This window comes from Bacillus sp. EA-CB0995 (genome assembly GCF_055814245.1).
On record NZ_CP169269.1, the window covers coordinates 2,819,352 to 2,839,487 of the forward strand.

Below are 20,136 nucleotides of genomic sequence, written 5' to 3' on the forward strand. Positions count from 1 at the left end.
AGCGAAGCGACACCATATTTCTTTTGTAGAGCAGTTAGCTTTTACTAGCTGCTCTTTTTATTGAACTTGTACCACTTTCATTTTCCTTCATTACGATAATCCTCAAACGGATCAAATTTTACTGACATGAATAAGTTTCCATTAAACAGCTATTATTTTTTATTATTATTTACTATAAATTGTATTCAGTTCCATACGGAATCGTTGAAAAAGATATTCCATATTGTGTAATATGCGATTGGGTAATAATATTGCAATGGATAATAAGGTTGCATACTTTGTTGCATTTGTTGCGCCTGTTGCTGTGCTTGTAATGTTTGTTGAACAGCTTGAATTGTACTTTGCGCTCCACTAGACGTTACACTAGCACCATACCCAGCAGGAATTCTCATTTGGTTGTTAAGATAAGGATAAAACATTATTATTCAACTCACTTTCGTATAAGTGACTACAAAATATGTTATGAAGATTAATTTTGGAAAGTGTTAAGTAAAACGAATTATCTAATTCGTTACCTCCCTACCAAATAACGCTTTTGTTTAGTTTTAGCTTTCAGAATCAATCTGAATTCCACCTTCTTTTTCGATTTCTTCCCATAGTTCCTCAAGTGTCATATCATCAAGAGATTTCTTTTTCATTTCTTTCATTCTCCTTTTATATAAAATTCAAAATTGGTACTACTTCGCCCCACGATTCCACGTCTTTGTCGTTCCCACCCAAAGACCTTCCTTCTGCCATTGCCTCTTTAATTTCGAAACATACGAGCCGCTACGGTCAAACATAATGCTAATCTCTATATCTGGAATGCCTTGCTCATTCAACTTCCGAACAAATTCCGGCGTCAATCCTGCTGGCGTATTCTTCTTTGTGCCACGTCGATTTCTCTCTCCAGAATCAAAATACCGCCCCAACTGGAGTAATTCCACGCCAGTTGGGCAAGTAGGACAAACAGTGACATTAAAACTTTCTTCAGATGATTTGTTATATACGCATCGTCTACATTTCTGCTCAATAATGTCTCCAATTTCGTATGTGAGTTTTGTACGTTCCTCTTTTGTCAGTTTCATGATGGTCACCTACAAGACAGCTTTGAGAGCCATCCCTAATGCTTTTGACTTACCTTGAAATTCAAGACGGATTGAGCACTCATTTTCCAGTTCGGTATGTAATATTTGAATCTGCTCGTGTAACTTCTTGATTTCCGCCCGCTGTTCAAAATCTTTTTCAGTGATGGCGTTAAACTCATTTTTCAAGGAATTATAATCTTCCTCGAGATCACGGAATTGCTTCTGATAAAATTCTGTATATTCTTCTACCTACAGACGAAGTTTTGTTTCTGCAACCAACTCTTTCTCATGTTATAAAAGAATTTCATGAACCTAAGACTTCTTCCGGAAAACGATTAATTGTTCTTCCTGAAATTACATTACATGCTCTAGAAGAACAACTTGGCCGAATTAATACGGACAAAGAACGCTATAGTAGTGGAATATAATGACTTCGAATTAATCTGTTCCACATCTAACAGGCATCCCTGCAATTTCAAAAGTTTGACACATTTGTAGAAAAAGCTTATAAAGAAAAGTGAAGTCCCTGATATTCGCTTCAATAATCTTCGGCACACTCACACAACATTCATGCTCAAACAAGGTATTCATCCGAAGATTGTAAGTGATCGATTAGGACATAAAAGAATAGGACCACATTGGATACCTACTCTCACATTGTGCCAAGTCTTCAAGAAACTGCGGTGGACGGACCAATTTGCAAACGAATTATTCGAAAAAAACGTTCGTTAAAATTTCGTTAGAAGTTTTGACTTTTCAACGAAATTACCACCTAAAAAATAACAAATTCGTGTAACATTGAGAGGAGTCAAAAACATGAAAGAAATCAAATCTGAACAAGAGTTTCGCGATCTTATCGCAAAGGAAAATCCAGTAGTCGTTAAGTTCTTCACAACATGGTGCCCAGATTGTGTACGTATGGATAACTTTATCGATGATGTAATGGAAGAGTTCAATAAATTTGAATGGTATTCTATTAATAAAGATGAGTTCCCAAGTATCGCTGAGGAATATCAAGTAATGGGAATCCCAAGTTTATTAGTGTATCAAAACGGTGAAAAACTTGGACATTTACATAGTGCAAATGCAAAGACAGAAGAGCAAGTTACTGAGTTTTTAGAAGTATATTAAAATGGTATAAATAGCATACAAAAAGCGCTTAGGTATATCTAAGCGCTTTTTTCTGTCTTTTTTATGAGCGAACTTTTTTGCCCTCATGAAACAATGTTCTCTCTTCCTTAAAAAGCTAAAAGTACACAACAATGTTTGTATAGACCCACACGACTTTCATTTGGTACGCTTATACATAGAGAATCTTTGAAGGAAAGGTGAGTGAAAAACATGGATTCACTTTCTAACAAAGCTGCTGATAAAGGGGCAATGCTAAGCATTGCTGCATATATTTTTTTATCAACCATTAAAATTGTAATAAGCTACATAACTGTTTCTAGCGCACTACGTGCAGATGGTCTTAATAATTTAACCGATATTGGAGCATCACTAGCTGTTTTAATTGGATTAAAAATTTCTCGAAAGCCTCGTGATCTTGATCACCCATATGGTCATTCACGAGCTGAACAAATCGCTTCACTCGTCGCGTCCTTTATCATGATGACTGTCGGATTAGAAGTTATTGTGAATGCTGTTCAATCCTTTTTCAAAGAAGAACAAACGACACCCAATTTACTTGCAGCTTGGGTTGCTTTATTTTGTGCCGCTGTTATGTATAGCGTATACATATATAATCGCAAAATTGCAAAGCAAACAAAAAGTAAAGCTCTAGAAGCTGCAGCGAAGGATAATTTATCTGATGTTCTCGTAAGTCTTGGGGCAGTTGTTGGTATTTTGGGGTCACAGTTTCAGATGCCTCTTCTTGATCCAATTGCAGCACTTATCGTTGGTATGATTATTTGTAAAACTGCATGGGACATCTTTAAAGAAGCATCGCATATGCTAACAGACGGTATTGACCCGGACAATATGGAAAAATACATTGAAACAGTAAAAACAATTGCAGGCGTCGAACACATTGTGGACATTCGAGCACGAATGTATGGAAATAAAACTTATGTTGATATTACAATTGAAGTAGATGCACACATGGATGTAAGTGAAAGTCATCGTATTACCGATGAAATTGAAAAAAAGTTGCACCACAATCACAATATTTGGTACACACACATTCATGTGGAACCAATGCAAAAAGAACCTATGCTCACATAGGTTCTTTTTGCATAAAGTGAAGCTTTCATCATTCCATCCTGCGATTGCTTACTATCTTGATACAGAAGGTTTGCTATCCGCTGAGTGCGGGATAAATGTTTGATGAAACATGATACACAAAACAAGCCAACTTCCCCAGCAGCCCAACCTGCTAAAATATCAGAAGGATAATGTACACCTAAATATATACGACTGATAGAAATTGAAAAAATAAGAAAACAGGAAATGAAAATAAGTAATATTTTTTGATGTAATTGTAGGCGGTGTTCGGTAATCGTAATATATGCAATAAACCCAAGAAATGCAACAGCATTCATCGAATGTCCGCTCGGAAAGCTGTAACCTGTCGCAGTAACAAGTTGTGATATATCAGGCCTTGGTCGTTCATACCATAGTTTTAACATATAGTTCATATAGCGCGAACCGTAAAAATTTATCATTAACAAGATCGCTGTCATATATCGTCTTCGAATCAAGAAATACATAAGCAGAATAAACAATACAGGAAAATATACCTTTTTCGATCCAATATAAGACATCCATATAAAGTAAGAAGTAAGATATTCATTACGAAAGCTTTGTATATAATTACTCACTGCATTATCAAACTGATCAATGAAAGGTGTTTGATAAGAAAAAGACAACACGATAAAACAAATGAGCAAAACAAATAGTAACGTATATAAATGTCGATATCTCTTCATCTGCATAACCTCACTATATAGAAATGGAGGGGATGTTTTATTTTCCCTCTCCACTTCTTTTTTATGCATGCATTATCGAGAAATATAATTGTTAATTTTTTGCTGCATTGTTGGAATGTCTTCACGCTTTACTGTGAAACGTAAAACTTTTTCGTCCATCTCTAGAGCTTCAGCAAATAATCCAGCAAGGCCTCGTGCTTTTCGATCTACTTCCATCACAATTTCTAGACTATCGTACGAGCGCGGTATGATAAGCATCTCTAATTCATCGAGCTTTCCGTAATATTGTCCAGATACAGGAACAAATTCAAATTCTTGTGCAAATGGTACGTGATCACGCAAACGATATGGAAGTTCTTCACATTCTGCTTGACGAAGACGAAATCCAAGATTTTGGACTGCATCTAACACACTTTTTAACAATATATTTGGAAGTACTTGAATATAATCACGGTCACTCGGGTCAATACTGCGTTTAATATCTAGACCAGTATGTACCCAAACGGTTTTCATACCAAATGTTAACGGTACTTCAATCGGCATTGGAAAAGAAAATGGGATTTCTCGTTTTTCGTTTATTCCAATTGTAATTGGAGTTGTTAAACGAACTTTCTTTAAATCATATGTTGAACTCATTTTTTTATCATCCACTTCACGAATATATGTAGTCGATAACGTTAAATAAATACTATCAATTTCTTGTTCTACCGATCCACCAGTAATATGTACAACCCCTGTAATTTCTTCCCCAATGAGCCACTCCTCTTGTGTTAACACAGTATCAACTTTTGCACTACCAATACCAACACTTGCTAAAAACTTTTGGAACATGTATTCCCCATCCTTTCTATAATACAACGTACATCTTCTATTAATTCTTGTACATTTTCATAATACGGTTCTTTCATTTGCAGCATCCGCATGATTACATCACAACTATTTACTGATAATGTTAATTCTTTATACCAAGGCTGCTCTTCTTTTGAAGATTCATAACTAGAATACAACAAAAACAAAACAAAATGACCTAAGGCATAAAAATCACTACGATAATGAATTTCACGCATATACGCTTGTTCACCTTTATAAGATTGAGCACGTTCATCATGTTCACCAATAAATCGAGCTAATCCAAAATCAATGATAGATATATCATCATCTCTCATTAAAATGTTAGGAATTCGTAAATCACGATGAACGATACCTTGACTATGAAAATAGGAAACAATATGAAGCACTTTATATAAAATAAGAAAAGTTTCTTTCTCTGTATACATTTCTCCATCTCGAAAAATAAAATCCTCAAATGTTTTCCCACACATTTCTTCCATCACAAAAAATGGTTCTTTTCTCCATATAAAACTATGAAAGAAACGAGGAATCGCATGGTGCTCTAACTGCTGTAAAATGGCTTGTTCGTATGTGAACGATTCCCTTCCTGATGCATACCTCTGTTTACTTTTTCGAAGCTGTTTTAATACTTTGTTCTCACCAGACAGCATGTCAGTAACAAGATATGTAAAACCATAACTTCCCATACCAAGAATACTCTTAATTTGATACCGCTGTACAACGATAGTATTAATGGACAGCGGTCGATCAAACCATGTCAATATTTTACGAAAAGTCATCAGCTACTAGAGAAAAACTATGGCTTTTATGTTTTCTTTTATAATGGTGATGCCCATATTCATGAGATGGGCGACGCTTGTGATAATCGCTACTAGAATAAGAACGATGTCTATGATGAGAATCACTACTGGAGTAAGAGCGATGCTTATGCTTATTTCCTAGTAAAGAATCAATAATTTTTTTGATCATCTCTTCACCTCTTCAAAAAATTTTCACTTTTATTATACCAAATACAACACGATATAGTTATAGCTGTTTTATAAAGTGAAACTTCCATCAGTGTGGGGGTTCTTCATCCCTCACCTATCGTCTTCACTTTTCTCAGAATCTTAAAGTGAGGGTCTTACTGCCCACGAATAGCGGGATAAGCATGGACAAGCCATATACGATATAAAAAACGACGAGTCTGTCCCGTCGTTACTTTCATTCATCATCTTCATCAAATATTTCATCAATCATACATTTTTCTAACAAATAATCGAACGCAATATCTGCAAGATCTTCAATTTCTTCACGCTTTGGTACATACCCTCTCACAATTAATTGCTCATAAAAAAATTCCGCAATTTCTTCCGTATCAATCACGACTTCTATTTCCTTCATGAGCACCACCCCTTTAATTCTGTTTTATGAAGAAAAATAGAAATTATGTATAAGAATAGAAAAACATTTTTCTTTTCATACTAGATATGTAGGTTATATGCAGAGAAACTTTTGCATAGGATGTAGTACAAGCTATATAAGGGAGGAAAACGCAATGAAATATAAAGAAGAAATGACGCATGCAAACGAAGAGTTCATACATGATGATGAATGGGTGGACAAGCTTATTTCTATATTTATTATATTTTTAACGATTGTAGGCATACCATATACAGCTTATATTCTCTTTCAATTCCTTCTCTCTTTCTAGATTATTTTTTCTCAGATAATTTGATTAAATAGTTACGTACAACTTCCATCACAATCTTATATTCTTCATCTTGAAATGTTTCATATAATGTTCTGTAATCATTAAAAATATCTAATAAACCGTCGATAATTTCTTTTCGATTCGTTTTTATACTTACTTTTTTCGAGTTATTAATAGACTTTAATTTACCTAGATCAAGCTTATTCATTCCCGCCTTATCTTGCTTTAACCTCTTTAAAATTGCATTTGCTGTTTGTGCATTCGCAATAAGCGTCAAATCTGATTCATCCGCTTCTAGCCACTCACCATCAGTAATACGTGATAATTCATAAATCGTGTCTTCCCAAGCATCATTTTTATAACGCCATACTTCCGTCCGGTATCCAACAACGCGGAATACATCTTTTTCATAGCCTGTTACTTGAACAAGATCGCCAAATGTAAATTTATAGCGCAGTTCAATCCATTCTAATTCTCCATCTTTCACCTCTTGTTCTGTCACAAGCTGCAATGTATGTTCTACGTAAAATCCATCGTGATTGTTCACTTCATATACATAAACACCATCTAGCATTTTTATATTTATAATTTTTCTACTTTTATTGGCTCGATTTTTTCTTCTTAAAACTCCTTGAAGATATCCGTATCCTTTAATTTTGAATAGAGCTCCAGCATCTTCTTTATACCCTCTGAATCAGCAGAATATTCATTCATCTTTACCCGTATCACTCCTTAATATAATTATAAAACATAAAAGAAAACCCGTACACACAGAATATGTACGGGTTCAACTTACTTTCTCATTATCATTTTTATCTTCACTTTTACGTTCTTGTTCATCTTCTAGTTTAATTTCTTGTGCCAATTCAAGGAGAGCTTTTGCTGCTTTACGAGCATCAAATTTCCCAATTTCTTTGTATTTAAAATTCATGATGCTTCTCACCTCTGCCGATATGATATGCGAGACATTTTGTCTGTGTTCTTTGTCCCTATCGGTTTTCGATCGAGAGAATGGAAAATGTAAATCAAGAACTAAAAAACATAAAAAATAAGCCTCTCGTAGAGAAGCTTACTTGTAATCTATTGTTTAGTTTTTAAGATCACCTGATTTAATTAAGGCTTTTTCCTCCTATTTCATCCTTTCAACCAATATAAAATATCTTTTATTCATTTCACTAAATATTATATGACATAATTAACTTCAACTGAGTTTGAGCGGTTTCTTTAATACCGAAGACCTAATGTCTACTAAACATTGAACTCCCCCACCTACCGCTTCGCGCTTGAGGTTGGTGTCTTCTCACTAGATATGATAAAACGGTATAAGATTTCATAAAACAGAAATAATACCGGTGTATGTAGTAATTATTAAATTAAAGAGGAGAAATGAATATGCCTACTAATAAGTGGAATAATTCCAAAAAGAGTCAGCATCAAGAAAAAACCAAAACATTGATGAATTGAATGATACAGAAGAGGTAAGCATGCAAGATAGAGATGGTATTTCAATTTATTGGGGCGACGAATGGAATATAGAAAAAGGTGAAGAGAAAAAGAAGAAGTAATTTTCGAGGGTTATTCGTAAAGAAGAATCCTTTTTACTTCAACAGAGTTTGGATTAATTGGTAACTTTCGGTAATTTCACCTAAAATCGCTTATAAATTGGAATAAACTGTATATGATTAATAATGTGAGAGATAATAAATGAGGTTTTAACCAAAGGGTTCTATCAATTTCGATAGAGCCCTTTACTTATTTTGGACTAAGATAAGTCTTAAAACGTCCTTAATACTCAGTGCTGCACTCTCCACATTATATAATTCAACAGTGAATCTCTAAAGTTTTCTAAGAACCATTCCGAAATCTTATCAATTTATAACCACTCAATTTCTATTGTAGCTGCTTCTCTCGGTCTTGTCGTATCATAATTTGCTTCTGTATTACTACTGAACCATATCTTTTTTATAAATTTCTTCAAAAAAGTATTACATGATTCTGCTTTAAGCTCTTCTAATTTATCTAATTTTTTAATAGCATCTTGCAATCTTTCCTGTTCTTCATCCGTATTAGATAAATTCTCCAGTCTAATATCAATAAGCTCTATTTGTTGCTTAACTTGTTTGATTTGTTCTTCGTTTTCTTCACGCATTTCATAAAACTCAGTTCTCGTAATCTCTCCATCCATCCGCATTTCTTTAAGATTCCGTTGACGTTTATTAAATCTATCTATTTGTTTCTCTAAAGACTCTCTTTGAATTAATAGTTTCTTTTCTATCTCTGTCGTATCAAGAGATTTCAACATTTTCAGCTCTTGTTCAAAAGCTGGTTTCATTTCTTTAACCTTTTGTAATACAAATTTCTCAATTGGATTATATTTGAATCCTCGATCCCTACATTTATTATTATCAACTTTATAGATACATGATTTTATATAATCCACATCATTTCCATCACATTGAATATATCTTTTCCTTTTACAGCAATTACAGTAAATTAAGCCTTGAAGTTTTCTTATAGATTTCGCTTTGTTAAAGAAATTACCAGTCGTATTTTCTGCCAATATCTCCTGCAATTCTAAAAATGTTTGCTTGCTTATAATCGGTTCATGAGCATTTTCAACAAATACTTCATCAACCACCCTACCGTTAACTCGTCTGCACGCTTGAACAACTCCATAATAAACGACGTTTCTTCTGATTTGACTAACATGTGCTGATGTGAGAACTTTACCCTTTCTGCTTCTCCATCCGAAAGTATCTAACTGTTTTGCAATTTCGTTAGCACTAACTCGTTCTAATGTCTTTTGAAAGATAAAGCGAATGATTTTAGCTTCATCTTCAACTATCTCTAATCGTTTTTCTTCATTCTTCTTGTATCCCAAAGGAATTTGATTTGACATCGTCCATTTCCCTTGTTCTGCTGCTGCTAATCGTCCTCTTCCCAAACGTTTACGAATTTGTTTATATTCAAAGTTTGCCATCATCGCTTGAAAGGAGAACAGCATTTCATTGCTTTCCTGTGACAAGTCAATTGCACCTTGAGGAGTCAAAATTTTGATGTCATGGAGAATCAACATTTTCTTAATTTCTTCAGCATGAGCGTTATCACGAGAAATTCTGTCTATGTCCATTACAAGGAGAGCGTCATAATCATCTAATCTGCTTAATAGTAAATTCAATTGAGGTCTGTCAGTATTAACTCCGCTTGAAATTTCTTGATAAATGTCGTAAGTTAATTTCTGCTGTTTTGCAAGCTTCGTTAGAGCATTTCTATGGTTAGATAAAATTTCATCTATGTTTAGTTGCTCTTCGTTTCTGGATAAACGTAAATAAATTGCGGCTAATCCCATTGACTTCACCTCTTAGTCTATGTATTGGGAATGATTCCACATTATTAAACGAATAAAAATAGAAAATTAATATTTGTGACTTTACCGACTGTACCATATAACGTAATCACGACTATATCTCCTATATTATATTTGGGCTGCTTTTTTCTCGTCATTTTTCTCTCTCCTTTTAAAGTCGTGATTTTAAGTATGTGACGCTAACAGTATATGCGGCTCACTACGAAAACGCTTATCACATGAGTTTGTATAATTGAATATTTTTTTATAAAGTGAAACTTCCATCAGTGGGGGTTCTCCATCCCCCACTGATGGAAAGCCCTCACCAATCGGGCTTTTACGGGTAGTTATCCTCCACCTATTATTGTTTTATAATAAATTTTGATTAAAATGACCTCTTCCTTTATCCGTAAAAGGTCATTTTTTATTTTCTGACAAAAGGATGATGTAACATATGTAGGATTTTTAAGAATAAATAGCTCCCTCAAAAAAGAGGCATACATTTCACGAATAATAAAATCATTTAAAACGATGGTATTGGATTAGAATTTGAATCCATAAATTCTATTTTCCTATTTCTCTGTATAATAGTGGTATAAATAAGTAAAGTATGAATTAATTTTAGAGGTGATTATTACATGGGTTCAAAAGAAACACCAAAAGAAAAAAGAGAACGCTTAAGACAAAGCGAATTAAAAAATAACCCTACAGGTTCTCTTAATGAAGGATTAAAAAGAGAAGAAAATGGTAATTTAGTTGATTTATCTGGTGGTATGGGTTGGAAAGGTACAGGTTTATTAATTTTAGTGTTAGTTTTAGGCTTTATTATATACAATTGCATTTTTCGTTAAAAGGGGAAGGTTCGTTAGAAGTTAGATGATTACTTAATTAAGTAGTATACCCAAAATATAATATTTAAAATTCCTAAAATTCACTTTACTTTCTTTAGGTGGGGGTCTTACTGCCCATTAATGCGGGATAAAAAAATACACTCCGCTATTGGAGTGTACATAACACAAATTGAAAATGATTAGTGATAAAATGGCCTATGGATAGACCTTTCACTCTATCGTTCTTGCATATATAATTCCCATGCACGATCAAAAATGGCCATGCTTTCTAGTGAACCGCTTAATTCCAAATATGAACTAATCTCATCATAATCCTCCGATTGTTTTGGAAAACTATGGTCCTCATACATTGTTTCTGCCAAGTCTGATAGTTCATCTTTCAGTAAAGAAGCACGGTGCTTCATCATATAGTGATAAAATGACTTTTTCAACAATATTCCCTGCCTTTCTAACTTGGCTACATTATACAAGGCAAACAAGAAAAAACCAGCATAAAAATGCCGGTTAAAAATCAAAATAATTTCGCTTTAGTAAACGTGGACGCTCCATAAGCTCTGTATAAGTAACTTGTTTTGGCAAATCTTTCGTATAAATCAAAAAGAGATGATCTTCAATTTCTTTCACAATATCCTCTGATTGATAATGCATTCCGCAATTTTGACATGCGATACAAGGTGTTTCTTCAATTGCAACTGTTTTTGTTCCATCTGGTAATTCCCAGTATACAGTGTTTACACTTTCAATTGCTTCCTCACCTTCACACCACATACATCTCATACTGCATCTCCCTCAGTTTTTGTACTCTCATTTAATTTCGTCATTTGCGCTTGATATTTTTTATCCTTCAACTGGTCACGCTTATCACGTTTATCTTTTAATGAAGCATGTTCTGTACTTGTTTCGTAATCTTTACGACGATTCATACGCTGCAAACCTTCTGGTACAAGATTAAACTTCTTATCGCTCATCAGCCCTGCGATTCCAACATCAGAACGTTTTTCTTCGTAAGTTGGATAAATTTCTTTAAAGTATCCTTCCGCTCTGCCTGCCACATAATTCTCTGGCTCTGGATACGTTGTAATTACACCTTCAAAATTACGAAGAACAACTTTATCAGCACTTTGTGAAATAATGTAGTTTGGCTGAACGGCAATTTTACCACCGCCGCCCGGTGCATCTACAACAAATGTTGGAACTGCATAACCAGACGTATGTCCACGTAACCCTTCAATAATTTCAAGACCTTTGGAAACTGGTGCGCGGAAATGACCAATTCCTTCTGATAAGTCACATTGATAAATATAGTAAGGACGCACGCGAATTTTTACTAAATCATGCATCAATTTTTTCATAATCGGTACGCTATCATTAATACCTGCTAAAATAACAGCTTGGTTACCAAGTGGCACACCTGCATTTGCAAGCATTTCACAAGCAAGTTTTGATTCTTCCGTGATCTCAATAGAAGTATTAAAGTGTGTATTTAACCAAACTGGATGATATTTCTTAAGAATATTGCAAAGATTTTCTGTAATACGCTGTGGAAACACAACAGGAGCTCTCGTTCCAATACGGATAATTTCCACATGCGGAATTGCACGTAAATTCTTTAAAATGTACTCTACAATATTATCGTTAATAAGAAGACCATCACCGCCAGAAATTAAGACGTCGCGTACTTGCGGCGTTTCGCGAATATACGCAATTGCATCGTCTAATTGTTTCTTCGGAACACCCATTCCAATTTGTCCACTAAAACGACGGCGTGTACAATAGCGACAATACATAGAGCATTGGTTTGTTACTAAGAAAAGAACACGGTCTGGATAACGATGTGTTAATCCTGGAACTGGTGAATCTTCATCTTCATGAAGCGGATCTTCTAAATCATACTTCGTTTTATATAACTCCTCTGAAATCGGTACAGATTGCATACGAATCGGACAACGCGGATCATCTGGATTCATAAGGGATGCATAGTATGGTGTAATATTTAATGGGATTGTTTTTGTTGAAATTTTAACACCTTCTTCTTCTTCCGGTGTTAAATTGATAACTTTCTTTAAATCATCTAATGTTTTAATTGTATTTGTTAATTGCCAAATCCAATCATTCCATTGTTCCTCTGTAACATCTTTCCATAATTCAATCTCTTTCCAATGACGATCTGGTTTATATACGTCGTGTAACATTGCAATTCCCCTTTTTTTCAAACGCTCGCTATTTATTAAAGCAATAATCATGCCAATTATAACTATTAAATCTAAATTTTTATTTATCTCTACTAGTACAACCTTGCTATTACACGTTTCTTTACTATAAAAATATTATTTTATACAGAAACAAAATAAAAATAATTCGCAGAAAAAACAGAATTTTCTTTACTTTCTATATATGTAAGCACTCATTTATTGGTGCAAATGCACAAAAGCTGCCAATTATTCGGCAGCTTTCGCATTTTTATTTAATTTATACTGCAAAGTTTGTCTTGGAATGCCTAACAACTTTGCAGCTTGTAGAACATTTCCTTTCGTTTCTAACATTGCTTGTTCAATTAATTCTTTTTCCGTTTCATGAAGCGCCTCCCGCAGCGGTAATATCGGCTTTTTCTGCGGATGCGGCACTTTTCGAAACGAACGTGGTAAACAAGATAACGTGAGTGTTTTTCCTTCTGTAACAATGACCGCATGTTCTATCATATGCTTTAATTCACGCACATTACCTGGCCAATGATACTGAAGCAATTGCTTTTTCGCATCTTCATCTATATCGATCACATGCTTTGTATATTCCATGTTATAAGCCTTCAGAAAGTGCGGGACTAACAATAAAATATCTTCTTTTCTCTCGCGAAGCGGTGGAATAAATAAAGAAAACACATTTAATCGATAATATAAATCCGTACGAATTTTATTTTCACGAAGGCACTCATCCGGCGGCTGATTCATTGCTGTAATAACGCGTACATCAACCTTTCTTGTTTTGTTATCACCGATGCGGCGAATGACACCATCTTCCAATACCCGAAGCATTTTTGCTTGTAAATCTAAAGGCATCGAATTTAATTCATCTAAAAATAACGTACCACCATCCGCAAGCTCAAATAACCCTGCGCGTTCTATGGCACCTGTATAACTACCTTTTGTTGTTCCAAACAGTAAACTTTCAAGTAATGATTCTGGCAAAGCAGCGCAGTTTTGAGCGATAAATGGATTATTTCTTCTTTTCGAAGCTTCATGTATCGCTTGAACAAACAGCTCTTTTCCCGTTCCTGTTTCACCGTAAATGAGTACGTTCGCATTAGTGGTAGCAACCTTGTGTGCAAGCTGTTTCGTCTGCAAAAAGCGCTTATCATTCGTTATAATCGTATCAAATGCTATATGCCTCTGCTGTGTTTTTTCTCTGGTGATCGCCTCATTTTTGACTGCAAATCAGCAATACTTTCTGTCAGCTTTTGAATGGTAGAGTAATCTTTTGCAATCTCAACAGCGCCAGCAATGCGCCCTTCTATAAAAATCGGAAGCGTTGTATTTACCGTATAAACATCTTTCCCACCTTGATTTTGATATCGCTGCACTTGATGTAGGATTGGCTTTTTCATTTGCAGTACCTTTAGTAATGTACTCGTTTCTGGCGTTAATGAAGGAAACGCTTCCAATAAATACTTACCAAGTACATCTTCTACATTTGATCCGTCATGTTTTGCTGCTACTGTGTTATAAAAAATCGTAACTCCATTTTCATCTACTGCATGAATAGCTTCATCAATACTACTTAAAATTGCTTCAATCACTTCTTGTGTTGAAATCGCCAGCAACGCATTTCCCTCCTTTGCTAAAAAATCAGCAATATCGTGCCGAATTTTTAGCACCTACCAGTAAAATGAAACTCCCATCAGCAAGGGCTTTTCATCCCTAACTTATGGAAGTTGAATAAATTGATTCTTTACGAACCTTTATTTCTATTCTGTAATGTCTATTAAATACGAGATAAAGTGAAACTTCCATCGGTGGGGGTTTTTTCATCCCCCACCGATGGTTAGTTGAACCAATCGGGCTTTTACGGGCAGTTATCCCCCACCTAGCTTCTTCAGATTCCTCACAATCTTGAGGTGGGGGTTCTACTGCCCGTTAATGCGGGATAAAGTGAAACTTCCCCCAATATGGGACTTATTGCCCGTTAGTGCAGGATAAATCTTTTACCCAAACGTTCATATCCTCTAACTTATCGAAAATATAACAGTTATTCGCCAATCTGCCTGTGTACGTATATCCAAGCTGATAAAACGCTGCATTCATACCAAAAGAAAGCGACCGTGCAATTGTATACGAACAAAAAATAGATCTATCTCGCAGCTCTTCTTCTAACTTCATGAGTAAGCTTTTCATGAATCCATGCTTTCGATACTCTGGTAATGTTGCGCAATTTGTCAACTCCGCATTTCCTTCTTTTAGATTCATTTCTGCTGAAGCTGTGCTAATAATCTTCCCTTCCATTTCATACACGTAATAAATCGTATCTTCCTTCATCGTTTTCACGATATAGTCTGCCTCGTTCAAAGGTGTTGGATAAACCTCAAATACTTTTCCAAATACGTCCGCAAGCTGCTCTGCATCTTGTTCCGTCGCTTTTCGCAAAACAAACTGTGCTGGTATTTCCTTTTCAATTACTCTCTTCGCAATTACACCACTTATAATTTCATCTTCCTTCACCCACTGCACACTATTACGGCGTTCATCATCACGATATTTCACCATAAAATATGCATCATGCCCTTGGAAGTATTGCGGAATACTAGCTTCAAGCATAAAGCCAAGAGAGAGCCACGCAGGAACGTGCTCTCCTTTTCCTTTTATAATTAATTTAGTGAAAGAATGAGAGTTTGCGAGTTCTTCCACTTTACGCATTACTTGCTCAACATTTCCTTTATAATGATCAACGCGAATACGCTTATTAAAATAATCTAATGAGCATTCTAATGTATAGTACTGTGTCTGTTCTGCGAATTCTTCATAATATTTCATTCGTCCACCTCGCACCAATCTAGTAATGTACATGCAATAATCTTTGCCGCCGCAATCATTTTGTCAATTTCAATATATTCATTTGGATAATGGGCAACTTTCGTTTCACCTGGACCAAACACGATAGTTGGAATATTTGCGATTTGTGTAAATAAGCCACCATCTGTTCCCCATGGCGATGCCTCAAGAATCGGTTCTGTGCCTTCAATATGCATAAAATTGTCCTTCAGCGTTGTAATAAGTGGGTGATTTTCCTCTAATTCACCTGGAACCCAGCGCGCACCAAACCATTCTACTTCTACTGGATGCTCTATGAACCATGGATCTACTTTATTTAATTGTTCTACCCAATTTTCAAACTCTTCTTTTGCGCCCTCCATACTTTCATTCGGCGCAACACCATATCTGCCTTCCAAAGTAAGGAAATCTGGAACAGAACTCGGCCAACTGCCACCTTCAATTTTCCCAATATTAATCGGAATCGGAATTGGAATTCCTTTATATAACGGATCTGTAATCCTTTCATTTCGTTTTTCTTCTAGCTTTCTCATATGTTCTACAACAAGCATACTTTTCTCAATGGCACTCACACCTTCATAGCGCGTACCACCATGAGCAGCTTTCCCTTTTACGAATAAACGAAACCACATTGAACCTTGTTGTTTCGGGAAAAACTTCATGTTTGTCGGCTCTGGGATAATCACACCATCCGCCTCGTAACCTCGTAAAATTGCCGCAAGCGTACCTGCGCCGCCGCTTTCTTCTTCTATTACACTTTGAAAATATACGTCTCCTTTTAAATGAATCCCCGTTTCTACAATTGCTTCCATCGCCAGCATGAGCGCAACATTACCGCCTTTCATATCTGTTGTGCCGCGTCCATATATACGATTCCCAATTTGTTCTCCTGCATATGGATGATGCTCCCACTGGTTCAAATCTCCTTCAGGTACAACATCAATATGCCCATTTAAAATCATTGACTTTCCGCCGCCGCTTCCCTTTAATGTTGCCACTATATTCGGACTATCAGTAAAGTTTGTACGCGGTGAAACGAAATATGGATGATCTTTCATTTTCGTAAATGAAGGTTCCCAAATATCCAAATCTAAACCAAGTTCACGCAACTTTTCAATCACAACTGCCTGCGCGCCGCTTTCATCCCCGCTCGTACTTTTCTCTTGAATTAAACGTTTTAATAATTTCACACTCATATTTTCATGAGTTTCAATATATTCACACACTTGTTTTTTATATTGCTCCAATTATTACATCCCCTTTCATTCAATTACTAGTAAAGATGGACTCACATGAAAAGCAGCTTCTGTGCATTTTTTTACATCTTCTACTGTGTACGGACTCATCAATTCTTGCAGCACTAAACCTTCTGGCGTTACTTCCATTACTGCCATGTCTGTAATAATTACATCCACACATCGTTTTGATGTAAGCGGAAGTGTACACTCTGAAACAATTTTCGCATTCCCATATTTATCAACGTGATTCATCACAACGACAACACGCTTTGCCTTTTGTGCTAAATCCATCGCCCCGCCAATACCTGGTACACGCTTACCTGGTACAATCCAGTTTGCTAAATCTCCGTTTTCACTTACTTGCAATGACCCGAGAATTGTAATATCAAGCAACCCTTTTCGAATCATCCCAAATGCCATGCTACTATCAAAATAACTAGCCCCGGCAATAATCGATGTTGGCAATCCAGCCGCATTACATAGATTCTCATCTTCTTCACCCTTTGCTGGTGTCGGCCCCATACCAACAATGCCATTTTCCGCATGAAACATAACATGCATATCATCTGGCAAATGATTCGGAACAAGAGATGGAATACCAATCCCTAAATTAACAATCATTCCGTTTTGAATTTCCTTTGCAGCACGCTTTGCAATTTTATTGCGAACCTCTACTCCCATGCCCATTTCCAATTCACTCCTCCCGATGGAACGATATAATCAACAAATACACCAGGTGTTATAATTTCTTCTGGATCCAGTGCCCCAAGTGGAACAATTTCTTCTGCTTCCACAATCGTAATATCCCCAGCCATTGCAACGTGTGGATTCATATTGCGTGCACTTTTATCAAACACAAGATTACCAAACGGATCCGCTTGTTTCGCAAACACAATGGACACTTCCGCTGTTAATGCTGTCTCAATTAAGTATGTCTTCCCATTTATTTCAACAGTTCGTTTCCCTTCTTCTACAATCGTATCCATCCCAACATCAACAAGAACACCACCAAGCCCAACACCGCCAGCTCGAATTCGTTCTGCTAATGTACCTTGAGGAGAAAATTCAATATGTAATCTTCCTTCATTTAATTGCCGTCCTGCATTTGGATTTGAACCGATATGCGATGTAATTAACGACTTTACACGCTCATTTGTCACAAGGCGGCCAATTCCTACATCAGGAAAACCAGTATCATTACCGATTAAATGTAAATCGGAAATTCCTTTATCTAAAATTGCTTGAATTAAAGAGGGAGGAGAACCAATACCTCCAAACCCTCCAAACATAAGTGTCATCTCATCATGAAAATATGGCATAACATCTTGCACTGTTTTTAATTTCCCAAATGTGTTTGTAATAGTTGTCATACGATACTATGCCCTCCTTTTTGAGTTATTTCCTCTACACTTTTCGCAAAAATATGAAGTAACTCATCAAGCTCTTCATATGTAGTAGTAAGTGGCGGTGCAACTAACAATGCACTATCTTCTTTGCCTGCTTGTCCTGATACAGCTTGGTATAAAAGAAGACCATTTTTCGCCGCAACTGAAATAAGTTCAGACGCCTTTGTAAACGGTTGCAATTCTACTCCAATCATTAAACCTTTCCCGCGCACATCAGCAATAATTGTCGATTCTTGCTGCACTTTTTGCAGTCCTGCGATTAAATAATCTCCTTTTTCAGCAGCCGCTTCTGGTAAACGATGCTTCTCCGTATATTCAATCACCGCTAAAGCTGTCGCAGCGGAAAGAGGATTTGCACTTAATGTATGTCCACTCATTACAGAACGAGAACCACGCATAATTGGTTCCATCACGCGATCACTTACCATAGTTGCTGCCATCGGTGTATAGCCAGCTCCTAATCCTTTTCCTAGCGTCATAATATCCGGCTGAACACCCCAATGTTCCATCGCAAACCATGCACCGGTACGGCCAAGTCCTGTCATGACTTCATCAGCAATAAATAAAATATCATAATGCTCACAAATATCCTTAATCACCTTATAATAATCCTTCGGCGGTACAATTGCTCCCCCAGCTGCGCCGATAATTGGCTCAGCAATAAATGCCGCAATATGCTCCGCTCCAATACGTTCAATTGCCCTCTCTAACTCTGTTGCACATGCAAGTTGACATGTAGGATACACCTTTTGTACTGGACAGCGGAAACAATACGGTGCTGGTAATGTCGGATAGTCTTCCAACATGGAAACAAAGCGTTGCCTACGCAGCGGATGCCCAGACAATGATAATGCTCCCATTGTAATTCCGTGATAACTCATCCAGCGTGACAAAATTTTATTTTTCCCTTGAATACCGCGCTCTTGAAAATGTTGAATCGCAATCTTCATTGCCGTTTCATTTGCCTCTGTACCGCTATTAACGAAAAAGCTCCAATTTAAATCCCCCATATTTAAATCGCTCAGCTTCTTCGCAAGCTTCTCTGCCGGCTCACTCGTAAACTGCGAGCGATATACAAATGCAATTTCCTCTGCTTGCTGCTTAATAACTTCTGCAATCTCTTTTACGCCATGACCGATACTTGCCGTAATTGCCCCTGACGAACCATCAAAATATTTATTACCGTTTTGATCATATAAATATACACCTTCCCCATGTGAAATCATCGGATAAGGTTGACCAACAAGTGGTTTAATTAAGTAATCGCGCATGACGCTTCCCCCGTTTCTTCGACACATATGTAAATATGAAGAAAATTGATTTTTCCTTCATAAAAAAAGAACTCTCTGCTTATGCAGTGAATCTATTAAAAAGCCATTATTATAGAATATAAAAATAAATGCATAAAAATGAAATAGAAAGAAATTTCAGAAACAACTGAGTAGAAGTCAACAATATTCTCTCTACATCCCCCTCCTTACACAAACACAACCAACAACTAAAAAATCCCTCTTACTCCTCTCTTCTAAAATAACCTTCGAAGTAAAAACATGTTGTTAATGTGTAAACTTCGACAACCCTCTAGTAAATCTCCTTCCTTCTTCGTCACTTTATCTCATATACTTTCAAATAAATTTAGACAAAATTCGATAAAGAAAATTCTTCCAGCAGACAACGATTTCTTCCTTTAATTCTTGAGATAGAAATCGTATTG

21 protein-coding genes and 4 pseudogenes are annotated in these 20,136 nt (G+C 36.1%); 5 read left to right on the plus strand and 20 right to left on the minus strand.

The features are described from left to right. Window positions 1–172 precede the first annotated feature (172 nt). The 3 genes and pseudogenes from ACEWFJ_RS14615 to ACEWFJ_RS14625 all read right to left on the minus strand — a co-directional run bounded on the left by ACEWFJ_RS14615 (window position 173) and on the right by ACEWFJ_RS14625 (window position 1,253). A pseudogene (locus ACEWFJ_RS14615) lies at window positions 173–419 on the minus strand (DUF3947 family protein). Window positions 420–677: 258 nt separating this feature from the next. Then, window positions 678–1,067 (minus strand): hypothetical protein, encoded by a 390-nt coding sequence (locus tag ACEWFJ_RS14620; protein WP_473689052.1) that lies wholly within the window; start codon window positions 1,065–1,067, stop codon window positions 678–680. A gap of 9 nt (window positions 1,068–1,076) precedes the next feature. Further along, on the minus strand, window positions 1,077–1,253 hold the full coding sequence (locus ACEWFJ_RS14625; protein WP_473689053.1) for a hypothetical protein: 177 nt from the start codon (window positions 1,251–1,253) through the stop codon (window positions 1,077–1,079). 167 nt (window positions 1,254–1,420) lie between these two features. Here ACEWFJ_RS14625 and ACEWFJ_RS14630 point away from each other — a divergent pair. From ACEWFJ_RS14630 to ACEWFJ_RS14640, 3 genes and pseudogenes are all read left to right on the plus strand, one after another. Then, window positions 1,421–1,799 (plus strand): annotated as a pseudogene (locus tag ACEWFJ_RS14630) (tyrosine-type recombinase/integrase). A gap of 84 nt (window positions 1,800–1,883) precedes the next feature. Then, window positions 1,884–2,198 (plus strand): thioredoxin family protein, encoded by a 315-nt coding sequence (locus tag ACEWFJ_RS14635; RefSeq protein ID WP_098307302.1) that lies wholly within the window; start codon window positions 1,884–1,886, stop codon window positions 2,196–2,198. 210 nt (window positions 2,199–2,408) lie between these two features. Further along, window positions 2,409–3,290 (plus strand): cation diffusion facilitator family transporter, encoded by an 882-nt coding sequence (locus ACEWFJ_RS14640; RefSeq protein WP_473689054.1) that lies wholly within the window; start codon window positions 2,409–2,411, stop codon window positions 3,288–3,290. A gap of 51 nt (window positions 3,291–3,341) precedes the next feature. Here ACEWFJ_RS14640 and ACEWFJ_RS14645 read toward each other — a convergent pair. The 5 genes and pseudogenes from ACEWFJ_RS14645 to ACEWFJ_RS14665 form a co-directional block, all read right to left on the minus strand. After that, window positions 3,342–3,994, minus strand: a pseudogene (locus tag ACEWFJ_RS14645) (phosphatase PAP2 family protein). A 72-nt stretch (window positions 3,995–4,066) separates the two neighbouring features. Continuing rightward, a complete protein-coding gene (locus ACEWFJ_RS14650) occupies window positions 4,067–4,825 on the minus strand; it encodes a sporulation protein (RefSeq protein WP_098307296.1) in 759 nt (252 codons plus the stop codon). Next, the gene (locus ACEWFJ_RS14655) at window positions 4,807–5,625 is read right to left on the minus strand and encodes a serine/threonine protein kinase (RefSeq protein WP_473689055.1); all 819 of its coding nucleotides are present in this window, start codon (window positions 5,623–5,625) and stop codon (window positions 4,807–4,809) included. The genes ACEWFJ_RS14650 and ACEWFJ_RS14655 overlap by 19 nt, the downstream gene beginning before the upstream one ends. Beyond that, complete coding sequence (locus ACEWFJ_RS14660) at window positions 5,612–5,815, minus strand: hypothetical protein (protein WP_473689056.1); 204 nt, start codon at window positions 5,813–5,815, stop codon at window positions 5,612–5,614. The genes ACEWFJ_RS14655 and ACEWFJ_RS14660 overlap by 14 nt, the downstream gene beginning before the upstream one ends. A 234-nt stretch (window positions 5,816–6,049) precedes the next feature. Continuing rightward, entirely contained in the window at window positions 6,050–6,229 is a 180-nt protein-coding gene (locus ACEWFJ_RS14665; protein WP_098307290.1) for a YozD family protein, read from the minus strand. Window positions 6,230–6,383: 154 nt separating this feature from the next. On the opposite strand from ACEWFJ_RS14665, the gene ACEWFJ_RS14670 reads away from it, so the two are divergent. Further along, window positions 6,384–6,539, plus strand: a complete 156-nt coding sequence (locus ACEWFJ_RS14670; RefSeq protein ID WP_473689057.1) for a DUF3930 family protein — start codon at window positions 6,384–6,386, stop codon at window positions 6,537–6,539. 1 nt (window position 6,540) lies between these two features. Here the strand turns inward: ACEWFJ_RS14670 and ACEWFJ_RS14675 are convergent, their stop codons facing one another. From ACEWFJ_RS14675 to ACEWFJ_RS14685, 3 genes are all read right to left on the minus strand, one after another. Beyond that, on the minus strand, window positions 6,541–7,113 hold the full coding sequence (locus tag ACEWFJ_RS14675; RefSeq protein ID WP_098307286.1) for a hypothetical protein: 573 nt from the start codon (window positions 7,111–7,113) through the stop codon (window positions 6,541–6,543). A gap of 213 nt (window positions 7,114–7,326) precedes the next feature. Beyond that, window positions 7,327–7,470, minus strand: coding sequence for a hypothetical protein (locus ACEWFJ_RS14680; protein WP_176524538.1), 144 nt, complete (start codon window positions 7,468–7,470; stop codon window positions 7,327–7,329). 942 nt (window positions 7,471–8,412) lie between these two features. Then, the gene (locus ACEWFJ_RS14685; RefSeq protein WP_473689058.1) at window positions 8,413–9,888 is read right to left on the minus strand and encodes a recombinase family protein; all 1,476 of its coding nucleotides are present in this window, start codon (window positions 9,886–9,888) and stop codon (window positions 8,413–8,415) included. A gap of 635 nt (window positions 9,889–10,523) precedes the next feature. Here ACEWFJ_RS14685 and ACEWFJ_RS14690 point away from each other — a divergent pair. Beyond that, the gene (locus tag ACEWFJ_RS14690; RefSeq protein WP_473689059.1) at window positions 10,524–10,736 is read left to right on the plus strand and encodes a DUF6366 family protein; all 213 of its coding nucleotides are present in this window, start codon (window positions 10,524–10,526) and stop codon (window positions 10,734–10,736) included. 215 nt (window positions 10,737–10,951) lie between these two features. On the opposite strand, the gene ACEWFJ_RS14695 is transcribed toward ACEWFJ_RS14690, so the two are convergent. The 9 genes and pseudogenes from ACEWFJ_RS14695 to ACEWFJ_RS14735 form a co-directional block, all read right to left on the minus strand. Continuing rightward, window positions 10,952–11,167, minus strand: coding sequence for a YozE family protein (locus ACEWFJ_RS14695; RefSeq protein ID WP_098307280.1), 216 nt, complete (start codon window positions 11,165–11,167; stop codon window positions 10,952–10,954). 73 nt (window positions 11,168–11,240) lie between these two features. Then, the gene (locus ACEWFJ_RS14700; protein ID WP_429718602.1) at window positions 11,241–11,513 is read right to left on the minus strand and encodes a YokU family protein; all 273 of its coding nucleotides are present in this window, start codon (window positions 11,511–11,513) and stop codon (window positions 11,241–11,243) included. Next, entirely contained in the window at window positions 11,510–12,928 is a 1,419-nt protein-coding gene (gene kamA / locus ACEWFJ_RS14705; RefSeq protein ID WP_473689060.1) for a lysine 2,3-aminomutase, read from the minus strand. Before kamA ends, ACEWFJ_RS14700 begins: the two co-directional genes overlap by 4 nt. A 246-nt stretch (window positions 12,929–13,174) precedes the next feature. Then, window positions 13,175–14,553, minus strand: a pseudogene (locus ACEWFJ_RS14710) (sigma-54 interaction domain-containing protein). A 352-nt stretch (window positions 14,554–14,905) separates the two neighbouring features. Further along, the gene (gene ablB / locus ACEWFJ_RS14715) at window positions 14,906–15,760 is read right to left on the minus strand and encodes a putative beta-lysine N-acetyltransferase (protein ID WP_429719442.1); all 855 of its coding nucleotides are present in this window, start codon (window positions 15,758–15,760) and stop codon (window positions 14,906–14,908) included. Continuing rightward, on the minus strand, window positions 15,757–17,025 hold the full coding sequence (locus tag ACEWFJ_RS14720; RefSeq protein ID WP_473689061.1) for a peptidase: 1,269 nt from the start codon (window positions 17,023–17,025) through the stop codon (window positions 15,757–15,759). The genes ablB and ACEWFJ_RS14720 overlap by 4 nt, the downstream gene beginning before the upstream one ends. Window positions 17,026–17,040: 15 nt before the next feature. Then, window positions 17,041–17,703, minus strand: coding sequence for a CoA transferase subunit B (locus ACEWFJ_RS14725; RefSeq protein ID WP_429714603.1), 663 nt, complete (start codon window positions 17,701–17,703; stop codon window positions 17,041–17,043). Then, window positions 17,688–18,386, minus strand: a complete 699-nt coding sequence (locus tag ACEWFJ_RS14730; protein WP_473689062.1) for a 3-oxoacid CoA-transferase subunit A — start codon at window positions 18,384–18,386, stop codon at window positions 17,688–17,690. The genes ACEWFJ_RS14725 and ACEWFJ_RS14730 overlap by 16 nt, the downstream gene beginning before the upstream one ends. Then, window positions 18,383–19,693, minus strand: a complete 1,311-nt coding sequence (locus tag ACEWFJ_RS14735; protein WP_336480484.1) for an aspartate aminotransferase family protein — start codon at window positions 19,691–19,693, stop codon at window positions 18,383–18,385. The genes ACEWFJ_RS14730 and ACEWFJ_RS14735 overlap by 4 nt, the downstream gene beginning before the upstream one ends. Between the last annotated feature and the right edge of the window lie 443 nt (window positions 19,694–20,136).

Bases quoted from the DNA above. Each gene is read 5' to 3' on its own strand.
- ACEWFJ_RS14665 (WP_098307290.1), bottom strand. From the start codon at position 6,229: ATGAAGGAAATAGAAGTCGTGATTGATACGGAAGAAATTGCGGAATTT.
- ACEWFJ_RS14680 (WP_176524538.1), bottom strand. From the start codon at position 7,470: ATGAATTTTAAATACAAAGAAATTGGGAAATTTGATGCTCGTAAAGCA.
- ACEWFJ_RS14635 (WP_098307302.1), top strand. From the start codon at position 1,884: ATGAAAGAAATCAAATCTGAACAAGAGTTTCGCGATCTTATCGCAAAG.
- ablB (WP_429719442.1), bottom strand. From the start codon at position 15,760: ATGAAATATTATGAAGAATTCGCAGAACAGACACAGTACTATACATTA.
- ACEWFJ_RS14640 (WP_473689054.1), top strand. From the start codon at position 2,409: ATGGATTCACTTTCTAACAAAGCTGCTGATAAAGGGGCAATGCTAAGC.
- ACEWFJ_RS14670 (WP_473689057.1), top strand. From the start codon at position 6,384: ATGAAATATAAAGAAGAAATGACGCATGCAAACGAAGAGTTCATACAT.
- ACEWFJ_RS14725 (WP_429714603.1), bottom strand. From the start codon at position 17,703: ATGGGCATGGGAGTAGAGGTTCGCAATAAAATTGCAAAGCGTGCTGCA.
- kamA (WP_473689060.1), bottom strand. From the start codon at position 12,928: ATGTTACACGACGTATATAAACCAGATCGTCATTGGAAAGAGATTGAA.
- ACEWFJ_RS14700 (WP_429718602.1), bottom strand. From the start codon at position 11,513: ATGAGATGTATGTGGTGTGAAGGTGAGGAAGCAATTGAAAGTGTAAAC.
- ACEWFJ_RS14620 (WP_473689052.1), bottom strand. From the start codon at position 1,067: ATGAAACTGACAAAAGAGGAACGTACAAAACTCACATACGAAATTGGA.
- ACEWFJ_RS14685 (WP_473689058.1), bottom strand. From the start codon at position 9,888: ATGGGATTAGCCGCAATTTATTTACGTTTATCCAGAAACGAAGAGCAA.
- ACEWFJ_RS14650 (WP_098307296.1), bottom strand. From the start codon at position 4,825: ATGTTCCAAAAGTTTTTAGCAAGTGTTGGTATTGGTAGTGCAAAAGTT.
- ACEWFJ_RS14690 (WP_473689059.1), top strand. From the start codon at position 10,524: ATGGGTTCAAAAGAAACACCAAAAGAAAAAAGAGAACGCTTAAGACAA.
- ACEWFJ_RS14730 (WP_473689062.1), bottom strand. From the start codon at position 18,386: ATGACAACTATTACAAACACATTTGGGAAATTAAAAACAGTGCAAGAT.
- ACEWFJ_RS14675 (WP_098307286.1), bottom strand. From the start codon at position 7,113: ATGCTAGATGGTGTTTATGTATATGAAGTGAACAATCACGATGGATTT.
- ACEWFJ_RS14660 (WP_473689056.1), bottom strand. From the start codon at position 5,815: ATGATCAAAAAAATTATTGATTCTTTACTAGGAAATAAGCATAAGCAT.
- ACEWFJ_RS14735 (WP_336480484.1), bottom strand. From the start codon at position 19,693: ATGCGCGATTACTTAATTAAACCACTTGTTGGTCAACCTTATCCGATG.
- ACEWFJ_RS14655 (WP_473689055.1), bottom strand. From the start codon at position 5,625: ATGACTTTTCGTAAAATATTGACATGGTTTGATCGACCGCTGTCCATT.